The 26,908-nt window shown below is 63.3% G+C and carries 27 protein-coding genes; 18 read left to right on the forward strand and 9 right to left on the reverse strand.

Annotation, left to right across the window (positions count from 1 at the left end):
• The first annotated feature begins 24 nt into the window (after positions 1 to 24).
• Positions 25 to 297 carry a hypothetical protein gene (locus tag B552_RS0107375; protein WP_019448362.1) on the forward strand — a complete coding sequence of 91 codons (273 nt, stop codon included), beginning with the start codon at positions 25 to 27 and terminating at the stop codon, positions 295 to 297.
• A gap of 183 nt (positions 298 to 480) precedes the next feature.
• On the opposite strand, the gene B552_RS29060 is transcribed toward B552_RS0107375, so the two are convergent.
• The gene (locus B552_RS29060) at positions 481 to 648 is read right to left on the reverse strand and encodes a hypothetical protein (RefSeq protein WP_019448363.1); all 168 of its coding nucleotides are present in this window, start codon (positions 646 to 648) and stop codon (positions 481 to 483) included.
• A gap of 122 nt (positions 649 to 770) precedes the next feature.
• Positions 771 to 1,427: a transcriptional repressor LexA gene (gene lexA, locus B552_RS0107385; RefSeq protein ID WP_026035416.1), complete on the reverse strand. Its 657-nt coding sequence runs from the start codon at positions 1,425 to 1,427 to the stop codon at positions 771 to 773.
• Positions 1,428 to 1,630: 203 nt separating this feature from the next.
• Here lexA and B552_RS0107390 point away from each other — a divergent pair, with 203 nt between their 5' ends.
• The 8 genes from B552_RS0107390 to B552_RS0107425 all read left to right on the forward strand — a co-directional run bounded on the left by B552_RS0107390 (position 1,631) and on the right by B552_RS0107425 (position 7,518).
• On the forward strand, positions 1,631 to 2,632 hold the full coding sequence (locus tag B552_RS0107390) for an asparaginase (protein ID WP_035879533.1): 1,002 nt from the start codon (positions 1,631 to 1,633) through the stop codon (positions 2,630 to 2,632).
• Positions 2,633 to 2,748: 116 nt separating this feature from the next.
• On the forward strand, positions 2,749 to 3,123 hold the full coding sequence (gene rpsF, locus B552_RS0107395) for a 30S ribosomal protein S6 (protein ID WP_019448365.1): 375 nt from the start codon (positions 2,749 to 2,751) through the stop codon (positions 3,121 to 3,123).
• A gap of 20 nt (positions 3,124 to 3,143) precedes the next feature.
• On the forward strand, positions 3,144 to 3,443 hold the full coding sequence (gene priB, locus B552_RS0107400; protein WP_019448366.1) for a primosomal replication protein N: 300 nt from the start codon (positions 3,144 to 3,146) through the stop codon (positions 3,441 to 3,443).
• A gap of 3 nt (positions 3,444 to 3,446) precedes the next feature.
• Positions 3,447 to 3,725 (forward strand): 30S ribosomal protein S18, encoded by a 279-nt coding sequence (rpsR, locus tag B552_RS0107405; RefSeq protein ID WP_019448367.1) that lies wholly within the window; start codon positions 3,447 to 3,449, stop codon positions 3,723 to 3,725.
• A gap of 30 nt (positions 3,726 to 3,755) precedes the next feature.
• A complete protein-coding gene (gene rplI / locus B552_RS0107410) occupies positions 3,756 to 4,208 on the forward strand; it encodes a 50S ribosomal protein L9 (protein ID WP_019448368.1) in 453 nt (150 codons plus the stop codon).
• 118 nt (positions 4,209 to 4,326) lie between these two features.
• Positions 4,327 to 5,718 carry a replicative DNA helicase gene (locus B552_RS0107415; RefSeq protein ID WP_019448369.1) on the forward strand — a complete coding sequence of 464 codons (1,392 nt, stop codon included), beginning with the start codon at positions 4,327 to 4,329 and terminating at the stop codon, positions 5,716 to 5,718.
• A 149-nt stretch (positions 5,719 to 5,867) separates the two neighbouring features.
• Positions 5,868 to 6,494, forward strand: coding sequence for a DUF47 domain-containing protein (locus B552_RS0107420; protein ID WP_019448370.1), 627 nt, complete (start codon positions 5,868 to 5,870; stop codon positions 6,492 to 6,494).
• 13 nt (positions 6,495 to 6,507) lie between these two features.
• On the forward strand, positions 6,508 to 7,518 hold the full coding sequence (locus tag B552_RS0107425) for an inorganic phosphate transporter (protein WP_026035417.1): 1,011 nt from the start codon (positions 6,508 to 6,510) through the stop codon (positions 7,516 to 7,518).
• A gap of 66 nt (positions 7,519 to 7,584) precedes the next feature.
• On the opposite strand, the gene B552_RS0107430 is transcribed toward B552_RS0107425, so the two are convergent.
• The 5 genes from B552_RS0107430 to B552_RS0107450 all read right to left on the reverse strand — a co-directional run bounded on the left by B552_RS0107430 (position 7,585) and on the right by B552_RS0107450 (position 12,036).
• Complete coding sequence (locus B552_RS0107430; RefSeq protein ID WP_026035418.1) at positions 7,585 to 8,244, reverse strand: C40 family peptidase; 660 nt, start codon at positions 8,242 to 8,244, stop codon at positions 7,585 to 7,587.
• Positions 8,245 to 8,304: 60 nt separating this feature from the next.
• Positions 8,305 to 8,781: a hypothetical protein gene (locus B552_RS0107435; protein ID WP_019448373.1), complete on the reverse strand. Its 477-nt coding sequence runs from the start codon at positions 8,779 to 8,781 to the stop codon at positions 8,305 to 8,307.
• 164 nt (positions 8,782 to 8,945) lie between these two features.
• Complete coding sequence (locus B552_RS0107440; RefSeq protein WP_019448374.1) at positions 8,946 to 10,643, reverse strand: PhoH family protein; 1,698 nt, start codon at positions 10,641 to 10,643, stop codon at positions 8,946 to 8,948.
• Positions 10,644 to 11,000: 357 nt separating this feature from the next.
• The gene (locus B552_RS0107445) at positions 11,001 to 11,462 is read right to left on the reverse strand and encodes a peroxiredoxin (RefSeq protein ID WP_019448375.1); all 462 of its coding nucleotides are present in this window, start codon (positions 11,460 to 11,462) and stop codon (positions 11,001 to 11,003) included.
• A gap of 193 nt (positions 11,463 to 11,655) precedes the next feature.
• On the reverse strand, positions 11,656 to 12,036 hold the full coding sequence (locus tag B552_RS0107450) for an Mth938-like domain-containing protein (protein ID WP_019448376.1): 381 nt from the start codon (positions 12,034 to 12,036) through the stop codon (positions 11,656 to 11,658).
• A gap of 307 nt (positions 12,037 to 12,343) precedes the next feature.
• On the opposite strand from B552_RS0107450, the gene B552_RS0107460 reads away from it, so the two are divergent.
• The 9 genes from B552_RS0107460 to clpB all read left to right on the forward strand — a co-directional run bounded on the left by B552_RS0107460 (position 12,344) and on the right by clpB (position 24,246).
• Positions 12,344 to 13,573: a pyridoxal phosphate-dependent aminotransferase gene (locus B552_RS0107460; RefSeq protein ID WP_019448378.1), complete on the forward strand. Its 1,230-nt coding sequence runs from the start codon at positions 12,344 to 12,346 to the stop codon at positions 13,571 to 13,573.
• Between the two features lie 51 nt (positions 13,574 to 13,624).
• Positions 13,625 to 14,935 carry a homoserine dehydrogenase gene (locus B552_RS0107465; protein ID WP_019448379.1) on the forward strand — a complete coding sequence of 437 codons (1,311 nt, stop codon included), beginning with the start codon at positions 13,625 to 13,627 and terminating at the stop codon, positions 14,933 to 14,935.
• A 21-nt stretch (positions 14,936 to 14,956) separates the two neighbouring features.
• On the forward strand, positions 14,957 to 16,402 hold the full coding sequence (gene thrC, locus B552_RS0107470) for a threonine synthase (protein WP_019448380.1): 1,446 nt from the start codon (positions 14,957 to 14,959) through the stop codon (positions 16,400 to 16,402).
• A 150-nt stretch (positions 16,403 to 16,552) separates the two neighbouring features.
• Positions 16,553 to 17,788 carry a gephyrin-like molybdotransferase Glp gene (gene glp, locus B552_RS0107475; protein ID WP_019448381.1) on the forward strand — a complete coding sequence of 412 codons (1,236 nt, stop codon included), beginning with the start codon at positions 16,553 to 16,555 and terminating at the stop codon, positions 17,786 to 17,788.
• A 2-nt stretch (positions 17,789 to 17,790) separates the two neighbouring features.
• The gene (moaD, locus tag B552_RS0107480) at positions 17,791 to 18,048 is read left to right on the forward strand and encodes a molybdopterin converting factor subunit 1 (RefSeq protein WP_019448382.1); all 258 of its coding nucleotides are present in this window, start codon (positions 17,791 to 17,793) and stop codon (positions 18,046 to 18,048) included.
• Between the two features lies 1 nt (position 18,049).
• Entirely contained in the window at positions 18,050 to 18,541 is a 492-nt protein-coding gene (gene moaE / locus B552_RS0107485) for a molybdopterin synthase catalytic subunit MoaE (RefSeq protein WP_019448383.1), read from the forward strand.
• Positions 18,542 to 18,922 carry a fluoride efflux transporter CrcB gene (gene crcB, locus B552_RS0107490; RefSeq protein ID WP_019448384.1) on the forward strand — a complete coding sequence of 127 codons (381 nt, stop codon included), beginning with the start codon at positions 18,542 to 18,544 and terminating at the stop codon, positions 18,920 to 18,922. It begins immediately after the preceding gene.
• Between the two features lie 396 nt (positions 18,923 to 19,318).
• Positions 19,319 to 21,397 (forward strand): D-(-)-3-hydroxybutyrate oligomer hydrolase, encoded by a 2,079-nt coding sequence (locus B552_RS0107495; protein ID WP_237718176.1) that lies wholly within the window; start codon positions 19,319 to 19,321, stop codon positions 21,395 to 21,397.
• A 260-nt stretch (positions 21,398 to 21,657) separates the two neighbouring features.
• The gene (clpB, locus tag B552_RS0107500; protein WP_019448386.1) at positions 21,658 to 24,246 is read left to right on the forward strand and encodes an ATP-dependent chaperone ClpB; all 2,589 of its coding nucleotides are present in this window, start codon (positions 21,658 to 21,660) and stop codon (positions 24,244 to 24,246) included.
• 144 nt (positions 24,247 to 24,390) lie between these two features.
• On the opposite strand, the gene B552_RS0107505 is transcribed toward clpB, so the two are convergent.
• Together B552_RS0107505 and B552_RS0107510 are read right to left on the reverse strand one after the other, a co-directional pair.
• Positions 24,391 to 25,863, reverse strand: a complete 1,473-nt coding sequence (locus tag B552_RS0107505) for a DASS family sodium-coupled anion symporter (RefSeq protein ID WP_035879535.1) — start codon at positions 25,861 to 25,863, stop codon at positions 24,391 to 24,393.
• A 58-nt stretch (positions 25,864 to 25,921) separates the two neighbouring features.
• On the reverse strand, positions 25,922 to 26,869 hold the full coding sequence (locus B552_RS0107510; RefSeq protein WP_019448388.1) for a lactate dehydrogenase: 948 nt from the start codon (positions 26,867 to 26,869) through the stop codon (positions 25,922 to 25,924).
• Between the last annotated feature and the right edge of the window lie 39 nt (positions 26,870 to 26,908).

Consider the following 26,908-nt stretch of genomic DNA (forward strand, 5'->3'; position numbering starts at 1 on the left):
CTGCTGTTTCAGTGGAGGTGAAACATGACACTCAGATTTCACGAACTTTCTCCCGATGTGCGGGCTGCCCTGGAATCCATGTGCGCGAGGCGCGGATTTGTTCCTGAAGATTTTGAATTCGAGATTGCGGACACGCCCGCATTAGGTCAGATCGCAGAACGGATCGTGACGGTCGAGCGAGTGATAGGCGGTCACTTCAAGCAATACAACGACAAAACCGGTGGTGACGCGTCCTGGTTGGCCGCCTTTGAGGCAGACCTTGCGGTGGACTGGTTTGGTGCTCCGCTGGCGGATTGAGTCGGTGCACAAAAGAATCGGGACTTGGCGAGGTCGACAAGTCCCGGTTCCGCGCATCGCGCCGATGCGTTGGCGACGCGTCTGCGTCACAGTGAATTTGATTGTTTTGCTAACAGCTATAAGCAAAATTCAATCGAATTGAGTGCCCACAATGGCACATGAACGCCACAACGGTGCTCGGGCCTACAGCTTCGATGATGGCTCCGCGAGTTCGAGCATGCGGCAGATCGCGGCCATGTTGCCGACCATTGTGCGGCGTTGGGCGCCTTGATAGACGCGAACGCCCTTGATCTGGCGGAAGGGGACAGGCTTGACCGGGCGGCGGGAAGCGATGGGATTGGATTGCAGCATGGCAACACCTCGTAATTTGCGACAGCAGATGTCCGCGCCCGTCGTCCTGCAAGGACGGGGCGGCGTTGGCAAAGCAAAAGCGGGTGACCGGGGCAGGTGGCCAGCTGCCTGGGTCCGGGAAGTCAGAAGCCTGAGGACCGGATCAGGCCTACTGCGATACCTTCAAGAGAGAACTCGTCACGGCCTGACTGCAGCACGATGGTCTTGAAGTCGGGGTTTTCCGCGATCAGCTCGATTGTGTCGCCCCGTTTCTTCAGTCGTTTGACTGTCACGTCATCGCCAAGGCGAGCCACAACAATCTTGCCGTTGGGTGCCTCGCTGGCCTTTTTCACGGCCAGCAGATCGCCGTCGAGAATGCCGGCGTCTCGCATGCTCAGGCCGCGGACGCGAAGCAGATAGTCGGGGCGTTCATCGAATACTGATGCGTCAACCTGATACTGCCGATCGATATGTTCGGCTGCCAGTATTGGACTGCCGGCCGCAACACGTCCTACCAGCGGTAACGTCAACTGCAGCACGCCCGCCATCGGTAACGAAAACTGGTCAGGGAGCTCGGAGTCACTACGCGCCACCTTGAGGCGAATCCCTCGTGAGGCGCCCGGCGTTAGCTCGATTACGCCCTTGCGCGCTAGTGCTCGCAGGTGTTCCTCAGCCGAATTCGGCGACGAGAAGCCGAATTCAGCGGCGATTTCCGCGCGCGTCGGCGGAAAGCCCGTCCGGCGGATTGTGTCGCGGATCAGGTCGAAAATCTGTTGCTGCCGGGGTGTCAGGGTTGCCATGGGTCGCCGGTCTTGTGCCGAGGCACTGTATGTTTAAACAGTATGCTGTGATTTTATACAGTATCGAGTGAAGTGCAAGCACAATTTGCGCATCCGGCTCAACATCGCTTGGCCGTAAGGTGCCGGCCACGGGTTTGCCACGGGTTCGGCCGGGCGGCCGGGCAGTTACAATCTGCCCGCATTCAGCTTTGTCGGCTCCATTCATGTCAGCACTCTTGCCCCGCATCGTCGTGCTCGCCACGGGCGGCACCATCGCCGGTTCTTCGGCGAATCCCGCCAGCAGCGCGCACTACCAGGCCGCTACCGTGCCGGTATCGCAACTGGTTCAGGCCGTGCCCGCGTTGGGCGATGTGGCACGCATCGAGGCCGAGCAGGTTGCGCAGGTCGACAGCAAGGACATGATGTTTGGCCTCTGGCAGACGCTGGCGGCGCGAGTCGGATTCTGGGCGGAGCAGCCCGACGTGGCGGGCATTGTCATCACGCACGGGACTGACACGCTTGAGGAAACGGCGATGTTCCTGCATCTGACGCAGGCCTGCCCCGTGCCTGTGGTCATGACTGCAGCCATGCGTCCCTCGACTTCGCTGTCGGCTGATGGCCCTTTGAATATGCTGGATGCGGTGCGCGTTGCCGCCTGTCGGGAGGCTGTGGGCAAAGGGGTTCTGGTGGTGCTGAACCAGCAGATCCATGCTGCGCGCGACGTTACCAAGGGGCATACCTCGGCAGTCGATGCGTTCGTATCGCCAATGGCCGGCCCGCTGGGGTTCGTGCAGGACGGTTATGTTCGATTCGCGCACGCGCCGAGCCGCGTCACGGTGCCTCGCCTCGCGGTGCCGGGCGACTGGCCGCTGGTGGAGGTTGTCGCCAGCTATGCGCAGCCGGGCAGGGTGGCCATCGACGCGATGGTGGCGGCTGGTGTGAAGGGCTTTGTGGTGGCCGCCGCGGGCAACGGCTCGGTGCACGAAACGCTGGCCGCCGCGCTGGGCGATGCCTTGGCGCACGGCGTGGCAGTGGTGCGCAGTTCCCGTACCGGCGCCGGTCATGTGGCGATTCCTGTTCCGCCGCGCCCGGCAGGTGGCGTATTCGTATCGGCCGCGGATCTCAATCCGTACAAGGCCCGCGTCCTGCTGCTGCTGTTGCTTGCCGCCGACCCGGCACTCGGGCGCGATAGCGCTCGCCTGCAAGACCTCTTTAGCCAGTACTGAGGCGGAATGCGGGCCGCGCCTTGCGGGGCGGCCGGGTTCCGGGCTATACTCGCGGGCTACTCAACCTTGCCGCACCGGACGTGACGCCCGGGTGGCTCATCCCAAAAGGAGCGTCAATGCGTCATTACGAAATCGTATTTATCGTCCATCCGGACCAGAGCGAACAAGTGCCGGCGATGATCGAGCGTTACAAGCAGCTCGTCACGTCGCAAAACGGCCAGGTTCACCGCGTGGAAGACTGGGGCCGTCGTCAAATGGCCTACATGATCCAGAAGCTGGCCAAGGCTCACTACGTTTGCCTGAACATCGAATGCGGCAAGGAAACGCTGGCCGAACTCGAACACGCGTTCAAGTTCAATGATGCCGTGCTGCGTCACCTGATCGTCCAGACCAAGAAGGCCGAGACCGCACCTTCGCCGATGATGAAGGAAGTGCAGCGCGAAGAAGCCCGCAAGGCCGCGCAAACGACCACGGAAGGCCAGGCCGCCTGAGAGCGGACTGCAGTGTCCAGGTGAACCAGCTTCGGCTGACCGCCACCCTCGCCGAGCGAGATACGCTGCGCTATACACCGGCCGGAGTGCCCGTCGTCAACTGCATTCTGCAGCATGCCGGCGAGGCTCTGGAGGCGGAGACGCCCCGACAGGTGGAGTTTGCAATCGTGGCCATGGGTATAGGCCCCATTGGCCAGCGGCTGGAGCGCTTACCGCTCGGCACGCTGCTCGATTGCGAAGGCTTTCTGGCCCGCAAGCACCGCAACAGCAGGACACTGGTCTTTCACATCACTCGATGTAAAGCATTCGAAAAGGATTGAATCATGGCATTCATCAAACGTGACAACAAGAACAAGAAGCGCTTCCAGCAACAGAATCCGCTGTTCAAGCGCAAGCGCTTCTGCCGCTTCACCGTGGCTGGCGTCGAACAGATCGACTACAAGGATCTGGACACGCTGAAGGACTTCGTCGGCGACAACGGCAAGATCACGCCGGCTCGCCTGACCGGTACCAAGGCTCACTATCAGCGTCAGCTGGATACGGCCATCAAGCGCGCCCGCTTCCTGGCGCTGCTGCCGTACACCGACCTGCACAAGAACTGATAGTCCCAGGACCGCAAGGAGAAATACACGATGCAAGTCATTCTGCTGGAAAAAGTCATCAACCTGGGTAGCCTGGGTGACATCGTTCGCGTGAAGGACGGTTACGCTCGTAACTTCCTGATCCCGACCAAGCGTGCTCGTCGCGCAACGCAAAGCGCCATCGCTGAATTCGAAGTGAAGCGCGCTGAGCTGGAAAAGGCTGCCGCCGAAAAGCTGGCTGCCGCTCAAGTCGAAGGCGAGAAGCTGAACGGCCTGACCGTCCAGATCACCCAGAAGTCGGGTGTGGATGGCCGTCTGTTCGGTTCGGTGACCAACGCCGACATCGCTGAAGCCCTGGCTGGCCAAGGCTTCAAGCTGGAAAAGGCTCAAGTCCGCATGCCGAACGGCCCGCTGAAGATGGTGGGCGACCACCCGGTCAGCGTTGCTCTGCACACCGACGTGGTGGTGGATGTGACCGTGTCCGTCCTGGGCGAGCACGTTTAAGTCGTACTTCGCGAACGATGCGTCAGCGCTGCCTGACGCTTCCGATGCACAGAAAGGCAGGGGCCGTGCTCCTGCCTTTTTTGTTTGCGGGGCTTCTGCACCGCTATAATTGCCCCCCATGAACGCGCCCGCCGCAGATCCCCAACTAGACAGTCTCAAGGTTCCACCGCACTCGATCGAGGCCGAGCAATCGGTACTTGGCGGGCTGCTGCTGGACAATGCCGCCTGGGACCGGATTGCCGACTTCCTCTCGGAAGCGGACTTCTATCGCTTCGACCATCGCCTGATCTTCCAGAGCATTGCCCGTCTGATCTCCGCCACCAAGCCGGCGGACGTGATCACGGTCTTCGAGATGCTCCAGGTGGCCGGCAAGGCCGAGGAAGTGGGCGGGCTCGCCTATCTGAATTCGCTGGCCCAGAACACGCCAAGCGCGGCAAACATTCGGCGCTACGCGGAAATCGTGCGCGAACGGTCGGTGCTGCGCAAGCTCGTGACGGTCGCCGATGACATCGCCTCCGCCGCGTTCGCGCCAAAGGGGCGCGAAGTGCGTGAGCTCCTCGACGAGGCCGAGTCGAAGGTATTCGCCATTGCCGAAGAGGGTGCGCGTGGCCAGCAGGGCTTCCAGGAGATCCAGCCGCTGCTGACGCAGGTGGTTGAGCGGATCGACGAGTTGTACCACCGCGATTCCTCCAGCGACGTGACCGGTGTGCCGACCGGCTTCATCGATCTCGATCGCATGACGAGCGGCATGCAGGCCGGTGACCTGATCATCGTGGCGGGGCGTCCCTCGATGGGTAAGACCGCTTTCTCGCTGAACATTGGCGAGCACGTGGCGGTCGAGCAGGGCCTGCCCGTGGCTGTGTTCTCGATGGAAATGGCCGGCGTGCAGCTGGCCATGCGTATGCTTGGTTCGGTGGGTCGTCTTGACCAGCACCGGCTGCGCACGGGCCGCCTGCTCGACGAAGACTGGCCCCGCCTGACGCATTCGATTCAGCGCATGAACGACGCGCAGTTGTTCATCGATGAAACGCCGGCCCTGAATCCGATGGAATTGCGCGCGCGTTCGCGTCGCCTGGCACGTCAATGCGGCCAGCTTGGCCTGATCATCATCGACTACCTCCAGCTGATGTCGGGTTCAGGCGGTGGCGAAAACCGGGCGACCGAAATTTCGGAAATCTCGCGTTCGCTGAAGGGCCTGGCCAAGGAACTCAACTGTCCGGTCATCGCGCTGTCGCAGTTGAACCGAAGCCTGGAACAACGCCCGAACAAGCGTCCCGTGATGTCCGACTTGCGTGAATCAGGCGCTATCGAACAGGATGCCGATGTGATTCTGTTCATTTATCGCGACGAAGTGTACAACCCCGACTCGCAGGACAAGGGTACTGCCGAAATCATCATCGGCAAGCAGCGTAACGGTCCGATCGGCACCGTTCGGCTGACGTTCCTGGGGCAATTCACGAAGTTCGATAACTTTAGTGGCGGGCCTGCGTTCTTCGACAACGACACCTGATCTTCCACAGTTACACCGCTGGACGGTGCAACCCTGTAAAATGTTGCGCCGTGATGACAGCCGCTTCGTGCGGCTGTCATGCAATCTGCACTGCCTCCCATTTGCAAAACAACCAAGCGCTGCCGTGAGGCGCGCCACAAGGACATTTCATGTTCGGTCGATTCATGCCCACCGAGGGCAAGTTCTTCGAATATTTCAACCAGCACGCCGATTGCGCGGTGACCGCCGCGCACGAACTGGAAGCGCTGGTCAACGACCTGCCCAACGCCGAAGCTCATGCCCGCCGCGTGCAGGCCACCGAGAAGAAGGCGGACCGCGTCACGCACGACACGATCGACCTGCTGCACAAGACTTTCATCACGCCTCTGGACCGCGACGAGATCCACAAGCTCATCACGACCATGGACGATATCCTGGACCTGATGGAGGACGTGGCTGAGACGATCTCGCTGTACGACGTGACGAGCCTGACCGACGAAGCGCGCCGTCTGGCCGCGATCTGCGTGCAGTGCTGCGACCAGGTCAAGATCGCCGTGGGCCTGCTCGAGGATATGAGCAACGCCAGCACGATCCTGAAGACCGCCCAGCAGATCGACCAGCTCGAATCCGAGGCAGATCGCGTGATGCGCTCGGCGATGTCGAAGCTGTTCCGCGAGGAAACCGACGTGAAGCGCCTGATCAAGCTGAAGGCGATCTACGAACAGCTCGAGTCCATTACCGACAAGTGCGAGGACGTGGCCAACATCATCGAAGGCATCGTCCTGGAAAACGCCTGAGGCGCGTACTCGCATGCATACTGTTCAAATAAGCTTGTGGGTGATCGGCCTGCTGGTTGCGCTTGCGCTGCTGTTCGACTTCATGAACGGCTTCCACGATGCGGCCAATTCGATTGCCACGGTAGTCTCCACGGGCGTGCTCAAGCCGCATCACGCGGTGGCCATGGCCGCCATGTGCAACGTCATCGCCATCTTCATCTTCCACCTGAAAGTGGCGGCGACCGTGGGCACCGGCACCGTAGACGTCAATATCGTCGATCACTACGTCATCTTCGGCGCCCTGGTCGGAGCCATTGTCTGGAACGTGATCACGTGGCTGTACGGCATTCCCTCGTCGTCGTCGCACGCGCTGATTGGCGGCCTGGTGGGCGCCGCGGTGGCAAAGTCCGGCACCGGCGCGCTGGTGGGCAACGGCCTGATCAAGACCGTGGCCTTCATCCTGATTTCGCCGCTGCTCGGGTTTATCTTCGGCTCGATCATGATGGTGATCGTCGGCTGGACGTTCTTCCGTACGCCGCCGTCGCGCGTGGACCGCTGGTTCCGCCGCCTGCAGCTGCTGTCGGCGTCGCTCTACAGCCTTGGCCACGGCGGCAATGACGCGCAGAAGACCATCGGCGTCATCTGGATGCTGCTGATCGCGAGCGGCCACGTGGCCGTAGGTGGGGCCGAGCCTCCGATGTGGGTCATCGTCAGCTGCTACGTCGCCATCGGCATGGGCACGCTGTTCGGCGGCTGGCGGATCGTGCGTACCATGGGTCAGAAGATCACCAAGCTGAAGCCGGTTGGCGGTTTCTGCGCCGAGACGGGTGGCGCCATGACGCTGTTCATCGCGTCGGCAATGGGCGTGCCAGTGTCCACAACCCATACGATTACGGGTGCGATCGTCGGCGTCGGTTCGGCGCAGAAGATGTCGGCCGTACGCTGGGGTGTGGCGGGCAATATCGTCTGGGCCTGGGTGCTGACGATTCCTGCATCGGCGTTCATGTCGGCGATTGCGTGGTGGATCGGCAAACAGATCCTGTAACGCCGACTGATCCGCGAGACGATCATCCAACAAAAAAGCCAGGCTGAGTGCCTGGCTTTTTTTCGTTTACCGGTTTGCAAACGCGGCAATCGGGTCGTCTTCCGGAGTGGCTGGGGCAGGGGGCGTTGGAGGTGCCGCAGTGGGTGGCGCGGACGGTGATGCGGTGGGCACGGGTGTCATCGGCAGGCTGCCTGCCGCCACCACGCGTCGTGCGCCGTTGTAGCGTGACGCCCAGTATGACTTGCTCATGTCTTCCAGCCGAACCGTGCCGCCGGTAGCCGGCGCGTGGACAAAACGGTTCTGGCCGACATAGATGCCGACGTGGGAGTTGGCGCGCCCCGTGGTGTTGAAGAACACCAGGTCACCCGACGCGACTTCGCTGCGTTCGAGCGCCGTGCCTCGCTGGCCCATCTGCTCGGTCGTGCGCGGCAGCGTCACGTTGGCGGATCGCTGTACCACGTAGCGGACCAGGCCGCTGCAATCGAAGCCGGAATCGGGGGTGTTGCCGCCATAGCGGTACGGGGTGCCGACCAGCGACATCGCCTGGATCGAGACCTCCTCAAGGCCCGCGCTCGGATCGACCATCGGCTTGCCCGGTGTACGGAGCAGCGACGAGGTCTGGCGTGTGGGCGGCCCTCCCGCACAAGCGGCCAGCAAAAGGGCTGTGGCGCAAAGTGCGGTAAGCGAAAGCCGACGAGAGGGTGAATGAAACGGGCGCTGCGGCATCCTTCCTATGATTCGGTTGCCAGGTCATGCGTCCGTCCGTCATGGGGGCTACCAGCGGGGCTACCAGCGCAATTGCGCGTTACGCGTGCCGGTAGTGATCTTGATGGACTTAAGCTGACCCTTGTAACTGGCCTCGATATTGTAGCTGCCTTCGGGAGCACGTATGAGGCACCGAGGGCCGCCAGCCTTGAAATTCGCCACGGGCTGGCCGTCCAATGTCACTTTTACGTCAACATCGGACAGAAACTCACCATCGCCCTGGGTGAACAGGATGCCCATGTTGAAGTTCTTTTCCTGCTCGGCCAGTTGTGCGCGCTCATCCGCGGCAATGCCGCCGCATACGTAGCTGACCGGTCCCATGGTGCGAATCACCATTTCGTCGGCCGCCCGCGCCGGGCGCAATGCCGCGGCGATCAGCATCGTCACGCCGATCAGCGATGCCGCGACAATGCGGCGGCGCCGTGTCGTACGGGTCGCGCGGGAAAATAGTGTCCTGCTATTTGGCAAATACCGGTTGAACGGCTGTTGCTTGTTCATCGACGCCTCCGTCCAATCATGAACACCCGGGAATCATACCGGGTCGTGTGGTCCGTGCCGCTGGTGCAACGCTGCGGCTGTGTACTTCACCACACTAAGCGAATTGGCCGCCTGCCGGCCATGGATGACAGGCCGGCAGGACAGACCCTTGCACTCACCGATATCTACAGCACATCCGCCGCATGGTCTGCCAGGCGCGAACGCTCGCCACGGGCCAGCGTCACGTGGCCGCTGTGGCTCCAGCCCTTGAAGCGGTCCACCACGTAGGTCAGGCCAGACGATCCTTCGGTCAGGTACGGCGTGTCGATCTGCGCGATATTGCCCAGGCAGACGATCTTGGTGCCGGGGCCGGCCCGCGTGACCAGCGTCTTCATCTGCTTTGGCGTCAGGTTCTGCGCTTCATCGATGATCACGAACTTGTTCACGAAGGTACGGCCGCGCATGAAATTCATGCTCTTGACCTTGATGCGCGAGCGGATCAGCTCCTGCGTGGCAGCGCGGCCCCAGTCGCCAGCACTGTCGTCGCTCTTCTGCAGGACCTCGAGGTTGTCGTCGAATGCGCCCATCCAGGGCTGCATCTTCTCTTCCTCGGTGCCGGGCAGGAAGCCGATATCCTCGCCGACGGGCACCGTGGCGCGCGTGACGATGATCTCGTTGTAGAGCTTCTGATCCAGCACCTGTTCCAGGCCCGACGCCAGCGCCAGCAGCGTCTTGCCGGTGCCGGCCTGGCCCAGCAGCGTCACGAAGTCGACGTCCGGGCTCATCAGCAGGTTCAGCGCGAAGTTCTGCTCGCGGTTGCGCGCCACCACGCTCCACACGTTGTTCTTGTTGTGGGCGTAGTCCTTCAGCGTCTGCAGCAGGGCGGTCTTGCCGTTGATCTCCTTGACCTGCGCGTACAGCGGCAGGCTGCCGTCCATCGGCTCCAGGTAGACGAACTGGTTGACCAGGAACGACGGCACCAGCGGGCCGGTCAGGCGATAGAACATGGTTCCGGACTTCGGGTCCTGCCAGCTTTCCACGCCCTTGCCGTGCTTGGCCCAGAAGTCGCTGGGCAACTGCAGCACGCCCGAGTAGAGCAGGTCCTTGTCTTCCAGTACCTGGTCGTTGAAATAGTCCTCGGCAGGCAGGCCCAGCGCACGGGCCTTGATGCGCATGTTGATGTCTTTCGACACAAGCACGACCTGGCGTTCCGGGTACTGCTGCTGCAGCGCGCTGACCACGCCCAGGATCTGGTTGTCGGCCTTGCCTTGCGGCAGGCCTTCGGGCAGCTTGATGTCGTTCAGCTTGGTCTGGAAGAACAGCTTGCCGGCAGCGTCGCGGTTGCCCAGCTTCGCCAGCGGCAGGCCTTCGTCGAGCACGCCATCGGTGCCGCCCACGAGCTGGTCCAGCGTCCGGCTGACCGTGCGCGCGTTGCGCGCAACTTCGCTCATGCCCTTCTTGTGGTTGTCCAGTTCCTCGAGCGTCATCATCGGCAGATAGATGTCATGCTCTTCAAAACGGAACAGCGACGTCGGGTCGTGCATCAGCACGTTGGTGTCGAGCACGAACAGCTTGCTCGGACCGGCTTCCTTGCGGGCACGGCGCGTCGGGCCGGCGGCAGGCTTGACCAGGCTGACCGCGGGCGTTGCCGCCGGCGTGGTGGTTGACGCCGGAGCGTCGACTGTCTTGGCCCGGGTAGTGCTGCCTGCGCGCGCGCGGGTGGCGGGCGCCTTGGTGTCGCCGGTCTCGAGCAGTGCCACACGCTCCAGGACCGGCACAGGTTTTTTACCCTGCGCGGCTTTGGCCTTGGGCAGTGTGACCGGGGCGAATTCGCTCGGGTCCAGCAGTTGGGCAGGCTTGGCGGGCATGGTAGGCAGCGGCATGCTTGGCTTTCCTTTCAGGGAAACAAACGGGGGCGAAATGGCTGGCGTGCTACAGCCAACGAACGGCAGAAAACGGGAAGACCGAAGGGTGAAGTTGAGGGACTGGGCAAACAAAAAAGCCGCCAGGCCTGGTGGACAGGTGTGGCGGCTTGCTTGCGGACCCAAGACGCGGCAGATCCGCTACCAGCCCGGGGACTGAGCCTACTGGGCCGGAACGTTACTTCAGCGTGGCAACTGGGATCTGAACGCATTACGACCCAATCTACCCGAAGGTTTTCTGTTTTGCAATCGGTCAAATACTTGCCGTTGCATCGCGGCTGCGCGCTTGTCTTGTAGATGCCCTGTGGACGTCCGGGTTCACATCCCCCTGACGATCTCAAGCACTTCGTCCACGTGGTTCGGCACCTTGATGCCGCGCATCTCGTGGCGCAGGACGCCCTTGGCGTCCAGGATGAACGTGCTGCGCTCGATGCCGCGCACTTCCTTGCCATACATCTTTTTCATCTTGATGACATCGAAGAGCTGGCAGATCGCCTCGTCGGCGTCCGAGATCAGTTCGAAGGGCAGCTCCAGCTTGGCCTTGAAGTTCTCGTGCGACTTCATGCTGTCGCGCGAGATGCCATACACCACGGCGCCGGCCTTCTCGAAGTCGGTGTACTGGTCGCGGAAGTTCATGGCTTCGGTGGTGCAACCCGGCGTGTTGTCCTTCGGGTAGAAGTACAGCACCGTGGTTTTGCCGCGCTGGTCGGCAAGCCGGAAGTCCCCGCCGGTTGCGGGGGCCTGGAAGTCGGGAATGGCCTTGTTGAGACTGACGGTCATGCTGGTGGCTCTCCTGGATGGCTTTGCGTCATCGGTGACGGCGGCAGCCCGATGTTGGTCCCGGGCGTACTGCCATGGCGAGTGCAGATTGGGGCAGCCGGCGAGACTTCAAGCGTGGCGTAGGCTCAACCTGGCGAAAATCGGGACGATAACCCGGGAGAGGGTTCCGTCATCGGTTGCCGGCCCGGGCGTCTCAGGCGGCTGGCTCCACCAGCAGCACCGCGGCGACCTTCCGGCCCTCGGCCATGAGGATATTGTAGGTGCGGCATGCGGCCTGCAAGTCCATCGCGTCCACGCCGATATGGCGGCGCGACAGCGCGGCGGTCAGGCGCGGATGGGGGAAGCGCAGTTGCCCGCCGGTGCCGAGCAGCACCACTTCGGGTGACTTGTCGAGCAGGGCTTCGAAGTGGGCGGACTGGAGATCCTCGAAACGATTGACCGGCCACGGCTCGATGTCGCCTTCTGGCATCACGAGCACGGACTGTTCGTGGCGGATGGCGTTGATTTCGACATAGCCGGGGCCATAGCCGGTCACGGTATTGAGGTTCTGGGGCTGGTCGGCGTGGAGTTTCAAGTGGGGGGCCTCATGCCGCCGGGAGGTTCCGGTGCGTCATCCCGAGGCGGGATGTGCCGCAGCGGGGGACTGGCGACGGGTTGGTGGCAGGATCGTGCGCGCAGGCGGGCAAAACGCTCGCTGCAATGCAAGAAACCATGCCGAAGTCTGTCATAATCCGATATCTTATAGCTTTTGCCTCCCGGTCTGCCACGCCTCGCGAGCCTCACAGCGGACGCGCCGCCAGACGCCCAGGTCAATCCAGAAGATTCCAAGATTCCGCTGCCGCCAGAGACCGGCAGCTTGCCCTGACATCGCCAACACCGCCGTGAAACCCATCCAGAAATCGAACAAGCTCCAGAACGTTTGCTATGACATCCGCGGCCCGGTGCTGGAAAAGGCCAAGCAGATGGAGGAGGAGGGGCACAAGATCATCAAGCTGAACATCGGCAACCTGGCCGTGTTCGGGTTCGATGCTCCCGAGGAAATCCAGCAGGACATGATGCGCAACCTGCCGAATTCGGCCGGTTACTCCGATTCGAAGGGCATCTTCGCGGCGCGCAAGGCGATCATGCACTACACCCAGGAGAAGAAGATCCAGGGCGTGGGGCTGGACGACATCTATGTGGGCAACGGCGCATCCGAACTGATCGTGATGTCGATGAACGCGCTGCTCAATAGCGGTGATGAAGTGCTGGTTCCGGCACCTGACTACCCGCTGTGGACGGCTGCGGTGAGCCTGTCCGGCGGCACGCCGATCCACTATGTGTGCGACGAGGCCAACGAGTGGATGCCCGACCTCGACGACATCCGCAGCAAGATCACCCCGAACACGCGCGCCATCGTCATCATCAACCCGAACAACCCGACGGGCGCGCTGTATTCCGACGACTTGCTCAAGGAGATCGTGGTCATCGCCCGCGAGCACGGCCTGATCATCTTTGCCGACGAGATCTACGACAAGGTCCTGTACGACGGCAACACCCATACGTCGATCGGCTCGCTGTCCACCGACGTGCTGACCGTGACCTTCAACGGCCTGTCGAAGAACTACCGCTCGTGCGGGTACCGCGCGGGCTGGATGGTGGTGTCGGGGGACAAGCGCCCCGCGCAGGACTATATCGAAGGCCTGAACATGCTGTCGTCGATGCGCCTGTGTGCCAACGTGCCGGGCCAGTGGGCAATCCAGACGGCCCTGGGCGGGTACCAGAGCATCAACGACCTCGTGGCCGACGGCGGGCGGCTGCGCCGCCAGCGTGACCTGGCGCATGAGCTGATCACGCAGATCCCGGGTATCACGTGCGTCAAGCCCAAGGCCGCGCTGTACCTGTTCCCGAAGCTCGACCTGTCGATGTATCCGATCCAGGACGACCAGGAATTCATCTACGAACTGCTGCAGGAGTCGAAGGTGCTGCTGGTGCAGGGTACCGGCTTCAACTGGGGCGCGCCGGACCATTTCCGGATCGTGTTCCTGCCGCATGAAGAGGATCTGCGCGAGGCCATCAGCCGCGTGGGCCGCTTCCTTGAGAACTATCGCAAACGTCACGGCACTGTCTAAGCCGCCGGACGCCCCCAATTTCAGAATCAAGCAACCCAGAGTCAGACGTCCATGAATCCCATCAAAGTCGGCCTTCTCGGCATCGGTACCGTCGGCAGCGGCACGTTCAACGTGCTCAAGCGCAATCAGGAGGAAATTCGCCGCCGCGCAGGTCGCGGCATCGAGATTGCGGTCGTGGCCGACCTCAACACCGAGCGCGCCCGCGAACTGACCGGTGGCACGGTGGACGTCGTCAGCGATGCCAACGACGTGGTGACGCGCCCGGATATCGACATCGTCGTGGAGCTGATCGGCGGCTATGGCATCGCCCGCGAACTGGTGCTCAAGGCCATCGAGAACGGCAAGCACGTGGTCACCGCCAACAAGGCGCTGCTGGCCGTGCACGGCAACGAGATCTTCGAAGCCGCGCGCAAGAAGGGCGTGATCGTTGCGTTCGAAGCCGCCGTGGCCGGTGGGATCCCCATCATCAAGGCGCTGCGCGAAGGCCTGACCGCGAACCGCATCCAGTGGATCGCCGGCATCATCAACGGCACGACGAACTTCATCCTGTCCGAGATGCGCGACAAGGGCCTGGACTTCGAAACGGTCCTCAAGGAAGCGCAGCAACTGGGCTACGCCGAAGCCGATCCGACGTTCGACATCGAAGGCATCGATGCCGCGCACAAGGTCACGCTGATGAGCGCGATCGCGTTCGGCATGCCGGTGCAGTTCGATCGCGCCCACGTGGAAGGCATCACCAAGCTGTCGGCCATCGACATCAAGTACGCCGAGGAACTGGGCTATCGCATCAAGCTGCTGGGCATCACGCGCCGCCGCGAGGATGGCGTGGAACTGCGCGTGCACCCGACGCTGGTGCCGGCCTCGCGCCTGATCGCCAATGTGGAGGGCGCGATGAATGCCGTGCTGGTGCAGGGCGACGCCGTGGGCGCCACGCTGTACTACGGCAAGGGCGCCGGCGCCGAGCCGACCGCCTCGGCCGTGATCGCAGACCTGGTCGACGTGACCCGCCTGCACACCGCCGATCCGAACCACCGCGTGCCGCACCTGGCGTTCCAGCCGGACGAACTGTCGAACGTGCCGGTGCTGCCGATCGAGGAAGTCACGAGCTCGTACTACCTGCGCATGCGCGTGTCCGACGAGACCGGCGTGCTGGCCGAGATCACGCGCATCCTGGCCGAGGCCGGCATCAGCATCGACGCGATGCTGCAGAAGGAATCGCGCGAAGGCGAACCGCAGACCGACATCATCATCCTGACGCACCTGACGCGCGAAAAGCAGGTCAATGCCGCAATCCGCAGCATCGAGGCGCTGCAGACCGTGCTGTCGCCGGTCACGCGCCTGCGCATGGAAGAACTGAACTAAGAGATCGAGCAGGCTTGCCCCATGAATTACCAGTCGACGCGCGGCCATGACGTGCCGCAATCGTTCTCCGAAATCCTGCTCGGCGGGCTGGCGCCCGATGGCGGCCTGTACCTGCCGAAGCAGTACCCGCAAGTCACGGCCGACGAACTCGAAGCGTGGCGCAAGCTCCCGTATGCCGATCTGGCATTCGAGGTGCTGTCGCGCTTCTGTGACGACATTCCGGCCGAGGATCTGCGCGCGCTGACGCGCAAGACGTACACCGCCGAGGTGTACCGCAATGCGCGTCCGGGCGACAACACTGCCGATATCACGCCGCTGCGCACGCTCGGCGAGGAAGGTGGCACGAAGCTGCAATTGCTGGGCCTGTCGAACGGCCCGACGCTGGCCTTCAAGGACATGGCGATGCAGTTGCTCGGCAACCTGTTCGAGTACGCGTTGAAGCGCGCGGGCCTGAAGCTGAACATCCTTGGCGCAACGTCGGGTGATACCGGCAGCGCGGCCGAGTATGCGATGCGCGGCAAGGAAGGCATCCGCGTGTTCATGCTGAGCCCGCACCGCAAGATGAGCGCGTTCCAGACCGCGCAGATGTTCAGCCTGCAGGACCCGAACATCTTCAACATCGCGATCGAAGGCGTGTTCGATGACGCGCAGGACATCGTCAAGGCTGTCTCGAACGATCATGCGTTCAAGGCGCGCCAGCGTATCGGCACCGTGAATTCGATCAACTGGGCCCGCGTGGTGGCCCAGGTCGTGTACTACTTCAAGGGCTGGCTGCTGGCCACGAACGGCCCGGGCCAGAAGGTGTCGTTCTGCGTGCCGTCGGGTAACTTCGGCAACGTCTGCGCAGGCCATATCGCGCGCATGATGGGCCTGCCGATCGACAAGCTCGTGGTGGCCACGAACGAGAACGACGTGCTTGACGAGTTCTTCCGCACCGGCACGTACCGCGTGCGGACCTCGGCGCAGACGTACCACACGTCGAGCCCGAGCATGGACATCTCGAAGGCGTCCAACTTCGAACGCTTTGTCTTCGATCTGCTGGGCCAGGATTCGGACAAGCTCGTGGCGCTGTTCCGCGACGTCGACACCAAGGGCGGTTTCGATCTGGCCGGTACGCCGGAGTTCGAGCGCATCCGCCAGTTCGGCTTTGTTTCGGGCCGCAGCACGCACGAGGACCGTCTGACGACGATCCGCGACGTGAACCAGCGCTATGGCGTGACGATCGACACCCACACCGCCGATGGCGTGAAGGTGGCGCGCGAATACCTGGATGCAGGCGTCCCGATGGTGGTGCTGGAAACGGCGCTGCCGGCAAAGTTCGCCGACACGATCCGCGAGGCGCTTGGCCATGAGCCGGAGCGTCCGTCCGCGTTCGATGGTATCGAGGGTCTGCCGCAGCGCTTCGAAGTGATGCCTGCCGATGCAGACCGCGTGAAGGCGTACATCGCGCAGCACACGGGCCTGTAAGTGCCGCTGTAATAGCCCTTATCACGGCGTGATCCGCCGGCCTGGCTGCAACTCGCTACAATCGGGTTTGCCGGGCTCCGCCACGGCCCCCAGGCTTGCAAGCCCGGGGGCTGTTTCATTTGGAGTCAACCCGAATCCCATACGCATCCCATGACCCAGACTGCTGCGCGCCCCCCGATGCTGACCATGGCCCAGGCAATTGAAGCCCTGATGGCCGGCGTTCGTCCGATTACCGATACCGAAACCGTCGATACGCTCCAGGCGAATGGCCGCGTGCTGGCCGCCGGGGTGACCAGCGCGCTGCGCGTGCCGCCGGCCGACAACACGTCGATGGACGGCTACGTGATGCGCGCTGCCGACGTGCAGGGGGCGGGCACGCGCCTGCCGGTTTCGCAGCGGATTCCGGCCGGTCATGTCGGCACCGAACTGGCCCCCGGTACGGCCGCGCGCATCTTCACCGGCGGGCTGATTCCGCCAGGCGCCGATGCCGTGGTGATGCAGGAGCAGTGTCAGGCGGATGGCGATGCAGTGATTGTCAATCATGTACCGGCCTCGGGCGAGTGGATTCGCCGCGCCGGCGAGGATATCGAGGCGGGCAGCGAGATCCTGCCCGCCGGGACGCGGCTGACGCCGCAGGCGCTGGGCCTTGCTGCGTCGGTCGGGCAGGCAAGGCTCGACGTGATCCGCCGCGTACGCGTGGCCGTGTTCTTCACCGGTGACGAACTGGCGATGCCCGGCGAACCGCTCAAGCCCGGCGCGATCTACAACTCGAACCGCTTCACGCTGCGCGGCCTGCTGGAGAACCTCGGCTGCGAGGTAACCGACTTCGGCATCGTTCCCGATACGCTGGCGGCCACGCGCGACACGCTGCGCCGCGCGGCGGAGGGCAACGACCTGATCATCACCTCGGGTGGTGTTTCCGTGGGCGAGGAAGACCATATCCGTCCGGCCGTCACCGCCGAAGGGCGCCTGGACCTGTGGCAGATCGCGATCAAGCCTGGCAAGCCGCTGGCGTTCGGGCAGGTTGCCAACGGTACGGCGTTGCCGGCGTTCTTTCTGGGGCTGCCCGGCAACCCCGTGTCGAGCTTTGTCACGTTCCTGCTGTTCGTGCGGCCCTTTATCCTGCGCCTGCAGGGCGTGGCCGACGTGACGCCGCGCCGCCTGCCGCTGCGGGCCGATTTCGACCTGCCGCGCGGCGACCGCCGTAACGAATTCCTGCGCGCGCGCATCAACGATGCGGGCGGGCTGGACCTGTTCCCGAACCAGAGTTCGGGCGTGCTGACCTCCACCGTATGGGGCGACGGCCTGATCGACAATCCGCCGAACCAGACCATCCAGCGCGGCGACATCGTCCAGTTCATTCCATTTGCCAGCCTGCTGGCCTGATCATGCAACTTGAACTTCGATACTTCGCCAGCGTGCGCGAACAGGTGGGGCAGGGCGCCGAGCGCGCCGAAGTGCCCGCCGAAGTGCGCACCGTTGGCGACCTGCGCGCATGGCTGCGCAACCGTGGCGGTGCCTGGGCCGAAACGCTGGCCGAAGGCCGCGCGTTGCGCATGGCTGTCGACCACGCCGTGGCCCGCGCCGACACCCCGCTTGCCGATGGCTGCGAGGTGGCGTTCTTCCCGCCCGTGACCGGAGGCTGACATGGCGGTGCGTGTTCAGCACGAGGATTTCGACCTGGGCGCTGAAGTGGCAGCGCTGCGCGCCGATAACCCCGGCGTGGGGGCTGTGGCCAGCTTTATTGGCACCGTGCGTGACGTCAGCGATGGCACGAGCGTCAGCACGATGGAACTCGAGCATTACCCGGGCATGACCGAGCGCGCGCTCGAGAAGATCGAGGCCGCCGCACGCGAGCGCTGGCCGCTGCTCGGTGTCACGATCGTGCACCGCGTGGGCCTGCTGCAACCGCTCGATCAGATCGTTCTGGTGGCCGTGGCCTCGGCGCACCGTGGCGCCGCGTTTGCCGCGTGCGAGTTCATCATGGACTACCTGAAGTCCGAGGCGCCTTTCTGGAAGAAGGAAGAAACGCCCGGGGGCGCGCGCTGGGTCGATGCGCGCGTTTCCGACGACGCGGCGCTGCGCCGCTGGGGCATCGAATCGTTCAACGCAGATCCAGACAACAACAAGGACGAATAAATGGGTCCGATGGGCTTTGTGGCGGTCGGCATTGGCGCCGCCGTTGGCGCCTGGCTGCGCTGGGGTTTCTCGTTCATGTGGAATGCCGTGAATCCGGCGATGCCGTATGGCACGCTGGCCTCGAACCTCGTCGGCGGTTATCTGATTGGTCTGGCAGTTGCATTTTTCGACACCCATCCGTCGCTGCCGCCCGAATGGCGCCTGCTGGCGGTTACGGGCTTTCTTGGCGGTCTGACCACGTTCTCCACGTTTTCGAGCGAAGTGATCGGCAATCTGCTGGCCGGCGACTATCGCTGGGCGCTGGCCCACGTGGTGCTGCATCTGGGCGGATCGCTGATGCTGACCGCGTTTGGCATCTGGTCGTATCGCGTGCTGTCGTGACGTGACGTGTTGCCCCCGGGCCTCGGGGTAGACCTTAGGTAACACTACGTATCGCTCAACCCATCGTTTTGCGACGCAAGACCGGCTAACATTCACGAGCCGGGCAGCCACGTGCATGAGGCGTCGCATGCTGCCGCATCAACGGCGCCTCTCCGCAGCCCCGCATTTCATCCCGCTTTCCCCTGGCAGTTTGTAGTTGTCTCACCAACCGAGCCCCGCTCGGCCTTCGTGCCGTCTGGTCGAAAACAAGAAGGAGACATATCAATGCAGCAGAGCCACAAGAACCACCCTACAAATCTGTCACACCCGTCCGATCGTTCCACCGATCGCAAGGTTCGCCGCGCCAGGCGCCTGACCGCAATTTCCGGCGCCGTGGCTACGCTGGCCAGCCTGACGATGGCCGCCTGTGGCGGCGGTGGCGGGCCCGGCAACAGCAGTGGTGGCGGCGGAAACGTCACGCCAAACATCAAGCCGGCATTTGTCGTCGGCACGGTCGGGGTCAAGACCTTTGACGGCAACTCCGACGACCTGTTGACCGCCGGGCTGGGCAAGGACGGGCTATCCGCCGCTGCGCCGGCGTTCGCCAATCCGAACGCGCCAACTGCCGCCGAACTGCGCCGCAATGCGATCTGGACCAACTACCGCGCCATCGTGGACGTTCAGGCGGCGGGCGGCTATGGGTCGCTCTATGGCCCGAATGTCGATGCCCTTGGCAATGTGACGGGCGGTCAGGGCAAGATCCCGGGTACCGAATACATCGCATTCGCCGACGACGGTACCGGCCAGCAGAACGTGACGGTTATGGCCCAGGTGCCGGATTCGTTCGATATCAGGAACCCCTGCATCATTTCCGCCACTTCATCGGGCTCCCGCGGCATCTATGGCGGGATCGCGGTTGGCGAATGGGGGCTCAAGCGCAACTGTGCCGTGGCCTATACGGACAAGGGTACCGGCGCCGCGCCACATGATCTGGATACCGATACCGTGCCGCTGATCGACGGCACGCGCCAGAGCCGTTCGGCCGCAGGCAAACTGGCCCAGTTCACCGCGCAGCCGGGCGGCGGCCAGACGCTGGCGGGCTTCACCGGCACCTTCCCGCACCGGCTGGCCTTCAAGCACGCGCACTCGCAGCAGAACCCGGAGGCAAGCTGGGGCGCCAACACGCTGCAGGCGATCCAGTTCACGATGTGGGCCATCAACGACAAGTTTGGCCAGACGAACACGGACGGCACGCGGCAGGCGACGTTTACGCCCGCCAACGTGCTGGTGATTGCCTCGGCAGTCTCCAACGGCGGCGGCGCGGCCATTGCTGCCGCCGAGCAGGACACCACGGGCCTGATCGACGGGGTGGCCGTCGGGGAGCCAAACGTGAACCTGCCGCCGACGGCGGGCGTCATCGTCAAGCGCGGCGGGGTGCAGGTTGCTGCATCTGGCAAGCATCTGTACGACTACACGACCATTGCCAACCTGTACCAGCTTTGCGCAGCCCAGGATACGAGCCTGACGAACGCACCGATGTTCAGTTCGACAGGACCGGGGCTTGCCCGCTGCGCATCGCTGGTCACGGCCCCAAATAGCAAGGTGACGGGCGGAACGGCTTCCGCCCAGACGGCTTCCGCCCTGGCCGCCCTGCACAACGCGGGCTGGGAGTCCGAATCGGATGAGCTGTTTGCCTCGCTCTCGGCCCTGGAAGTGGCCAGCTCGATCTCGGTGACCTATGCCAATGCGTATTCGCGCGCCAGCGTGACGGACAGACTCTGCAACTACAGCTTTGCCTCGCCGGGTGGTGCGACGGCGACCCCGGTGGCGATCCCGGCGGCTTCCTTGGCGGGCCTGTTCTCGACTGGCAATGGCGTTCCGCCGACTACCTCGGTCACGCTGATGAACGACGCCAATCCGTCCGGCCCGATGCGCGATTTCTTGTCGAATTCGCCGTCGAATAACACGGCCGACGCCAATCTCGACGGCGCGCTGTGCCTGCGCAATCTGTTCGACAACACGAACCCGGCGCTGATGACCGGCATCGGCCAGACCTACCGCACGGGCAACCTGGGCGGCAGGCCGTCGATCATCGTGCAGGGTCGCAGCGACGGGCTTCTGCCGGTGAACCATACGTCACGTCCGTATCTCGGCCTGAACAAGAGTGTCGAGGGTAACGTCAGCAAGCTGTCGTATATCGAGGTGACGAATGGCCAGCATTTCGATGGGTTCATTGATGTGCTCCCCGGGTATGCCGCAAGGTACATCCCGATGCACGTCTATCTGAACCGGGCGCTCGATGCGGTCTACGCGAACCTGCGCAATGGCACGGCGCTGCCGGCGTCCCAGGTGGTCCGCACCACGCCGCGCGGCGGGGTCAACAACGCCACCGTCGGCCCGCAGATCCTGCCGTCGAATGTCCCGCCGATCGCCGCCACGCCAGCCGCCGCCGACGCGATCACGGTCAGCGGTTCGACCGTGAACGTTCCGAACTGAGTCATCCGGAACAGGCAGTGGAGGTTGCCCGCCATGCGCATCGGGCACGCATGGCGGGCGTATTGCCGACGCCCTGGTCGACACCTTGGTCGACACCTTGGTCGACGCATTGTTCGACAACCCGGTCGACGTCTTGAAATGCCATTCTCAAGCCCTATCTTTCGGAAGTAGCGTGTCCGGCAGGGCATACGCGAAAGGCAACAGAGCTTGCCGGCGTAGCCCTCGCATCAGGACACACTTTCCTAGAGAGAGGGATCCTAATGCGAATCGACAAACTGACCACCCGGTTCCAGGAAGCGCTGGCAGAAGCCCAGAGCCTGGCGTTGGGCAATGACAATCAATACATCGAACCACAGCACCTGCTGCGTGCAATGCTGGCGCAGGACGACGGCGCCGCCCGCACGCTGCTGTCGCGCGCCGGCGTAAACGTGGCCGGCCTGCAGAACGCGCTCGACGCGGCGATTCACCGCCTGCCGCAGGTGCAGGGCACGAACGAGGTCCAGGTAGGCCGCGACCTCAACAACCTGCTGAACGCCACCGAGAAGGAAGCCATCAAGCGCAACGACCAGTTCATCGCCAGCGAACTGTTCCTGCTGGCCGTGGCTGACGACAAGGGCGATACCGGGCGCATCGCGCGCGAGAACGGCCTGTCCCGCAAGTCGCTGGAGGCCGCGATCACGGCCGTGCGCGGCGGCGACACCGTCAATAGCGCAGACGCCGAGTCACAGCGCGAGGCGCTCAAGAAGTACACGGTCGACCTGACCGAGCGCGCGCGCGCCGGCAAGCTTGACCCCGTGATCGGCCGCGACGACGAAATCCGCCGGGCGATCCAGATCCTGCAGCGCCGCACCAAGAACAACCCTGTGCTGATTGGCGAACCGGGCGTGGGCAAGACCGCCATCGTCGAAGGGCTGGCGCAACGCATCGTCAACGGCGAAGTGCCGGAGACGCTCAAGAACAAGCGTGTGCTCGTGCTTGACATGGCCGGGCTGCTGGCCGGTGCCAAGTATCGCGGCGAGTTCGAGGAGCGCCTGAAGGCCGTGCTCAGCGACGTGGCCAAGGATGAAGGGCAGACCATCGTCTTTATCGATGAGATCCACACGATGGTGGGCGCGGGCAAGGCCGAGGGCGCGATCGACGCGGGCAACATGCTCAAGCCGGCGCTGGCGCGCGGCGAGCTGCACTGCATCGGTGCGACCACGCTGAACGAGTACCGCAAGTACATCGAGAAGGATGCCGCGCTGGAGCGCCGCTTCCAGAAGGTGCTTGTCGACGAACCGACCGTCGAGGCAACCATCGCCATTCTGCGTGGCCTGCAGGAGAAGTACGAACTGCACCACAAGGTGGAGATCACCGATCCGGCCATCGTGGCCGCGGCGGAGCTGTCGCACCGCTACATCACGGACCGCTTCCTGCCGGACAAGGCCATCGACCTGATCGACGAGGCCGCCGCGCGCATCAAGATGGAAATCGACTCGAAGCCCGAGGCGATGGACAAGCTCGAGCGCCGCACGATCCAGCTCAAGATCGAGCGCGAGGCGGTCAAGAAGGAGACCGACGAGGCATCGCGCAAGCGTCTGGAACTGATCGAGCAGGAAATCACGCGGCTGGAGAAGGAATACGCGGACCTGGACGAGATCTGGCGCGCCGAGAAGGGCGCCGCGCAGGGTGCGGCCGCGCTGAAGGAAGAGATCGAGAAGATCAAGCTCGAAATCACGCGCCTGCAACGCGAAGGCAAGCTCGACAAGGTGGCCGAGCTCCAGTACGGCAAGCTGCCGGAACTGGAAGGCAAGCTGCAGGCGGCAACCAAGGCCGAGGCCAGCGAGCAGAAGCACCAGAACAAGCTGCTGCGCACGCAGGTTGGCGCCGAGGAAATCGCCGAGGTTGTCAGCCGTGCCACGGGCATCCCCGTGGCCAAGATGATGCAGGGCGAGCGCGAGAAGCTGCTCAAGATGGAAGATCGCCTGCACCAGCGTGTGGTGGGTCAGGACGAGGCCGTGCGGCTGGTGTCCGATGCGATCCGCCGCTCGCGTGCCGGCCTGTCGGACGAGAACAAGCCGTATGGCTCGTTCCTGTTCCTTGGGCCGACGGGCGTGGGCAAGACCGAGCTGTGCAAGGCGCTGTCCGAGTTCCTGTTCGATTCGGAGGAGCATCTGATCCGCATCGACATGAGCGAATTCATGGAGAAGCACAGCGTGAGCCGGCTGATCGGCGCGCCCCCGGGGTACGTGGGTTATGACGAAGGCGGTTACCTGACCGAAGCGGTGCGCCGCAAGCCGTACGCGGTGATCCTGTTCGACGAAGTCGAGAAGGCGCACCCGGACGTGTTCAACGTGCTGCTGCAGGTGCTTGACGATGGCCGCCTGACCGATGGCCAGGGCCGTACCGTGGACTTCAAGAACACGGTGATCGTGATGACGTCGAACCTCGGTTCACACATCATCCAGGCGATGGCCGGCGAGCCGCAGGAAGCGGTGAAGGGCGCAGTCTGGCAGGAGGTGCGATCGCATTTCCGGCCCGAGTTCCTGAACCGGATCGACGAGGTGGTGGTGTTCCACGCGCTTGACCAGAAGAACATCGAGTCGATCGCCCGCATCCAGCTCAAGCGCCTGCAGACGCGTCTGGCGCGCATGGACATGACGCTGGACGTGACCGACCGCGCGCTGGAGAAGATTGCCAGCGCAGGCTACGACCCGGTGTTCGGCGCCCGCCCGCTGAAGCGCGCGATCCAGCAGCAGATCGAGAATCCGGTGGCCAAGGCCATTCTGGAAGGCAGGTTTGCCGCGAAGGACGTGGTGCCCGTGGACTACGAGGACGGCGAGTTCACGTTCGGCCGGATGGTGCGTTAAGGGCGGTTGTTGCCTTGCACGATTGAAGGACCTCTGCGGCGATCCCCCCAACTATTGATACATGGTTGGGGGGCGCTGTCCCCCAACACCCCTTGATGAGGGGTGTTTTTTTGCCGTTTCGTGATGCTCCATACCGGGCGTGGTTCAGACATGCCCCAGCAATTTCCACCAGAGCGGGCCGACAACCAGCCAGACGACCATGTATATGAGGCTCATCACGAAGCCCGCCTTCCACCACTCTCCCTGAGTAACGTAGCCCGCACCATACATGACCGGACCGGAGCCGATGCCATACTGGGTCAGGCAACCGTTGATATTGCTCAGGATGCCGAGCGCGACCGCCGCGGTGAACGGCGGAATGCCAGCAGCGACCATCAGCGCCATGGAGAGGGGGAAGAGCGCGCTGATATGCGCCGTTGCGCTTGCGAAGAAGTAATGGATGTAGCAGTAGATCGCTGCCACCATCATGTAGACGCCCAACCTGTGGTAGCCCTGGAGGTGGACCCCGAATTCCTTGCCGAACCAGGAAACCATCCCGTATTCATTGAGCTTGGACGCCAGCATGATCAGCAGGCCGATCCAGATCATGGTGTCCCATGCCGCTTTCTCGTTCAGGGCGTCCTGCCAGGTCAGCACGCCGGTAATGAACAGCAGCGACACGCCGAGTGCGGCCGCCAGCGTCGCACTGATCTTCAGGTCCTCGCCGAAAATCCAGAGCACCAGCAAGCCGACGAAGATGACCGCCATGATGATTTCCTTGGCGGAAATGGGTCCCAGGGCCGTGAGTTCTCGCTGAGCAAGGGCCGTCGCATCGGGGGTCTCGCGGACCTGCGGCGGGGCGATCCAGAGCATGGCTATCGGAATGATGGCAAGGCACAGCAAGCCAGGGACCGACGCTGCCACCGCCCAATCGAGCCAGCTAATCGAGACGCCCTGGTCCGCCGCCAGTTTCACCGTAAGGGGGTTGCCTGCCATCGCCGTGATGAACATGCCCGCAGAGATGATATTTGCATGGAAGGCGCACAGGATCAGGTAGCGCCCCACCTTGCCGCGGGATTCCGGGTCATCCGCATGACTGCCGAGGACTTCGGATATTGCCTTGGTAATCGGCAGCATCACGCCACCGGCGCGGGCAGTGATGCTGGGCATGGCGGGCGAGATAATGAGTTCAGTGAGGGCGAGGCCATAGCCCAGACCCACGGTTCGCTTGCCCAACAGGCGCATGAACAGCAGCGCGATGCGGCGCCCCAGTCCCGTCTTGATCACGCCGCGGGAGATGAAGAAGGCGAGCATGACCAGCCAGACGAGATCCGTGCCCGTAGACTTGGTCACGTCCGCAAACGACAACACGCCAACCAGTACACCCACCGTGGACCCAATGATTGCCACCGCCGACATCGGCAGCGGGGCTGTCATGATGCCGGCAATGGTGGCGACAAACACCGCGAACATGTGCCAGGCTTTCGCGTCGAGGCCGTCCGGCGGCGGCAGGAACCAAAGGATGATGCCAATCCCCACCGGGACGAGGTACTTCCAGAGATTGCCGAGATGCCCGATCGGCGGTGTCGACGTTGATGTATGTGGAGACGATGAAGCCTTGACGTGTAATCCAGCCATGATCAACCTCCTGCCGCTGGTGCGGCGGTTCCTCCTGTCCGAAGCGCACGAAATGCCCCTACCGTCCAGGGAGTACGCTGTCGGTTGCCTCCTTGACGATGTGCGCGCTGCGCTGCAGGGCCTCGTGTTCGGCGGCATCGAGCTCCGGGTAGGCCAGTAACCTGGCGCCGGCGCCATTAACGACCATCGGCAATGACAGACACACGTCTGGCACGCCTTCGACTTCGGCATGCACGGTACCAACTGTCAGAATGAGATCGGTGTTGTGCACGAGTGCCTGGCAAATCCGGCCAATCGCACTGGCAATTCCGTAGTGGGTGGCGCCTTTTCCTTCCTTGATGAGCTTGGCGGCCTCATGGACGGAGCGCAGGATCAGGTCGCGGCTGGCGGGCCCCAGTTCCTTCCCGCTTCTCGCAAGGAACGTTTCGAGGGGCATGCCGGAGACGGTGGCGCCGGACCAGGCGATCACGGCAGATTCCCCGTGCTCGCCAAGAACGTAGGCGTGGATTGCCGGCGCCACGATGCCGAGTCGCTCGGATAGAAGTGATCGCAGCCGTCCAGTGTCGAGCGAGGTGCCGGTACTGATAACCCGTTCCCGCGCACACTGCAGGCGGTCATGCACAACGCCCGCCAGCACATCGCATGGATTGGAGGCGATCACATATATCGCATCGGGCGCCAGAACTGCCGTCCGATCCACGATACCAAGCATGATCTCCGCATTGGTCCTGGCCAGGTCCAGTCGCGTCTGTCCGGGTTTCACGCCTGCGCCAGCGGTGATCACGATAATGTCGGCGTCGCGTGCGTCCTCATAATCGCCGGGATAGAAGCGATTGTGCCCCCAGAATGCGGCGGCATGAGCGAGGTCGAGAACCTGCCCTTCGGCCCGAATTCGTGCGACATCAATGATGATGATTTCCGCACTGGGAATCGCCGCAGCGGAAAACAACGCCGCGGATCCGCCGACCAGCCCGGCGCCAACGAGGACAATCTTGGGTTGCCGCATAGCGTACCTCTGCAGTATTCCCTGATAGATATTAGTGAC

It is taken from the genome of Cupriavidus sp. BIS7 (assembly GCF_000292345.1).
Lineage (GTDB): Bacteria > Pseudomonadota > Gammaproteobacteria > Burkholderiales > Burkholderiaceae > Cupriavidus.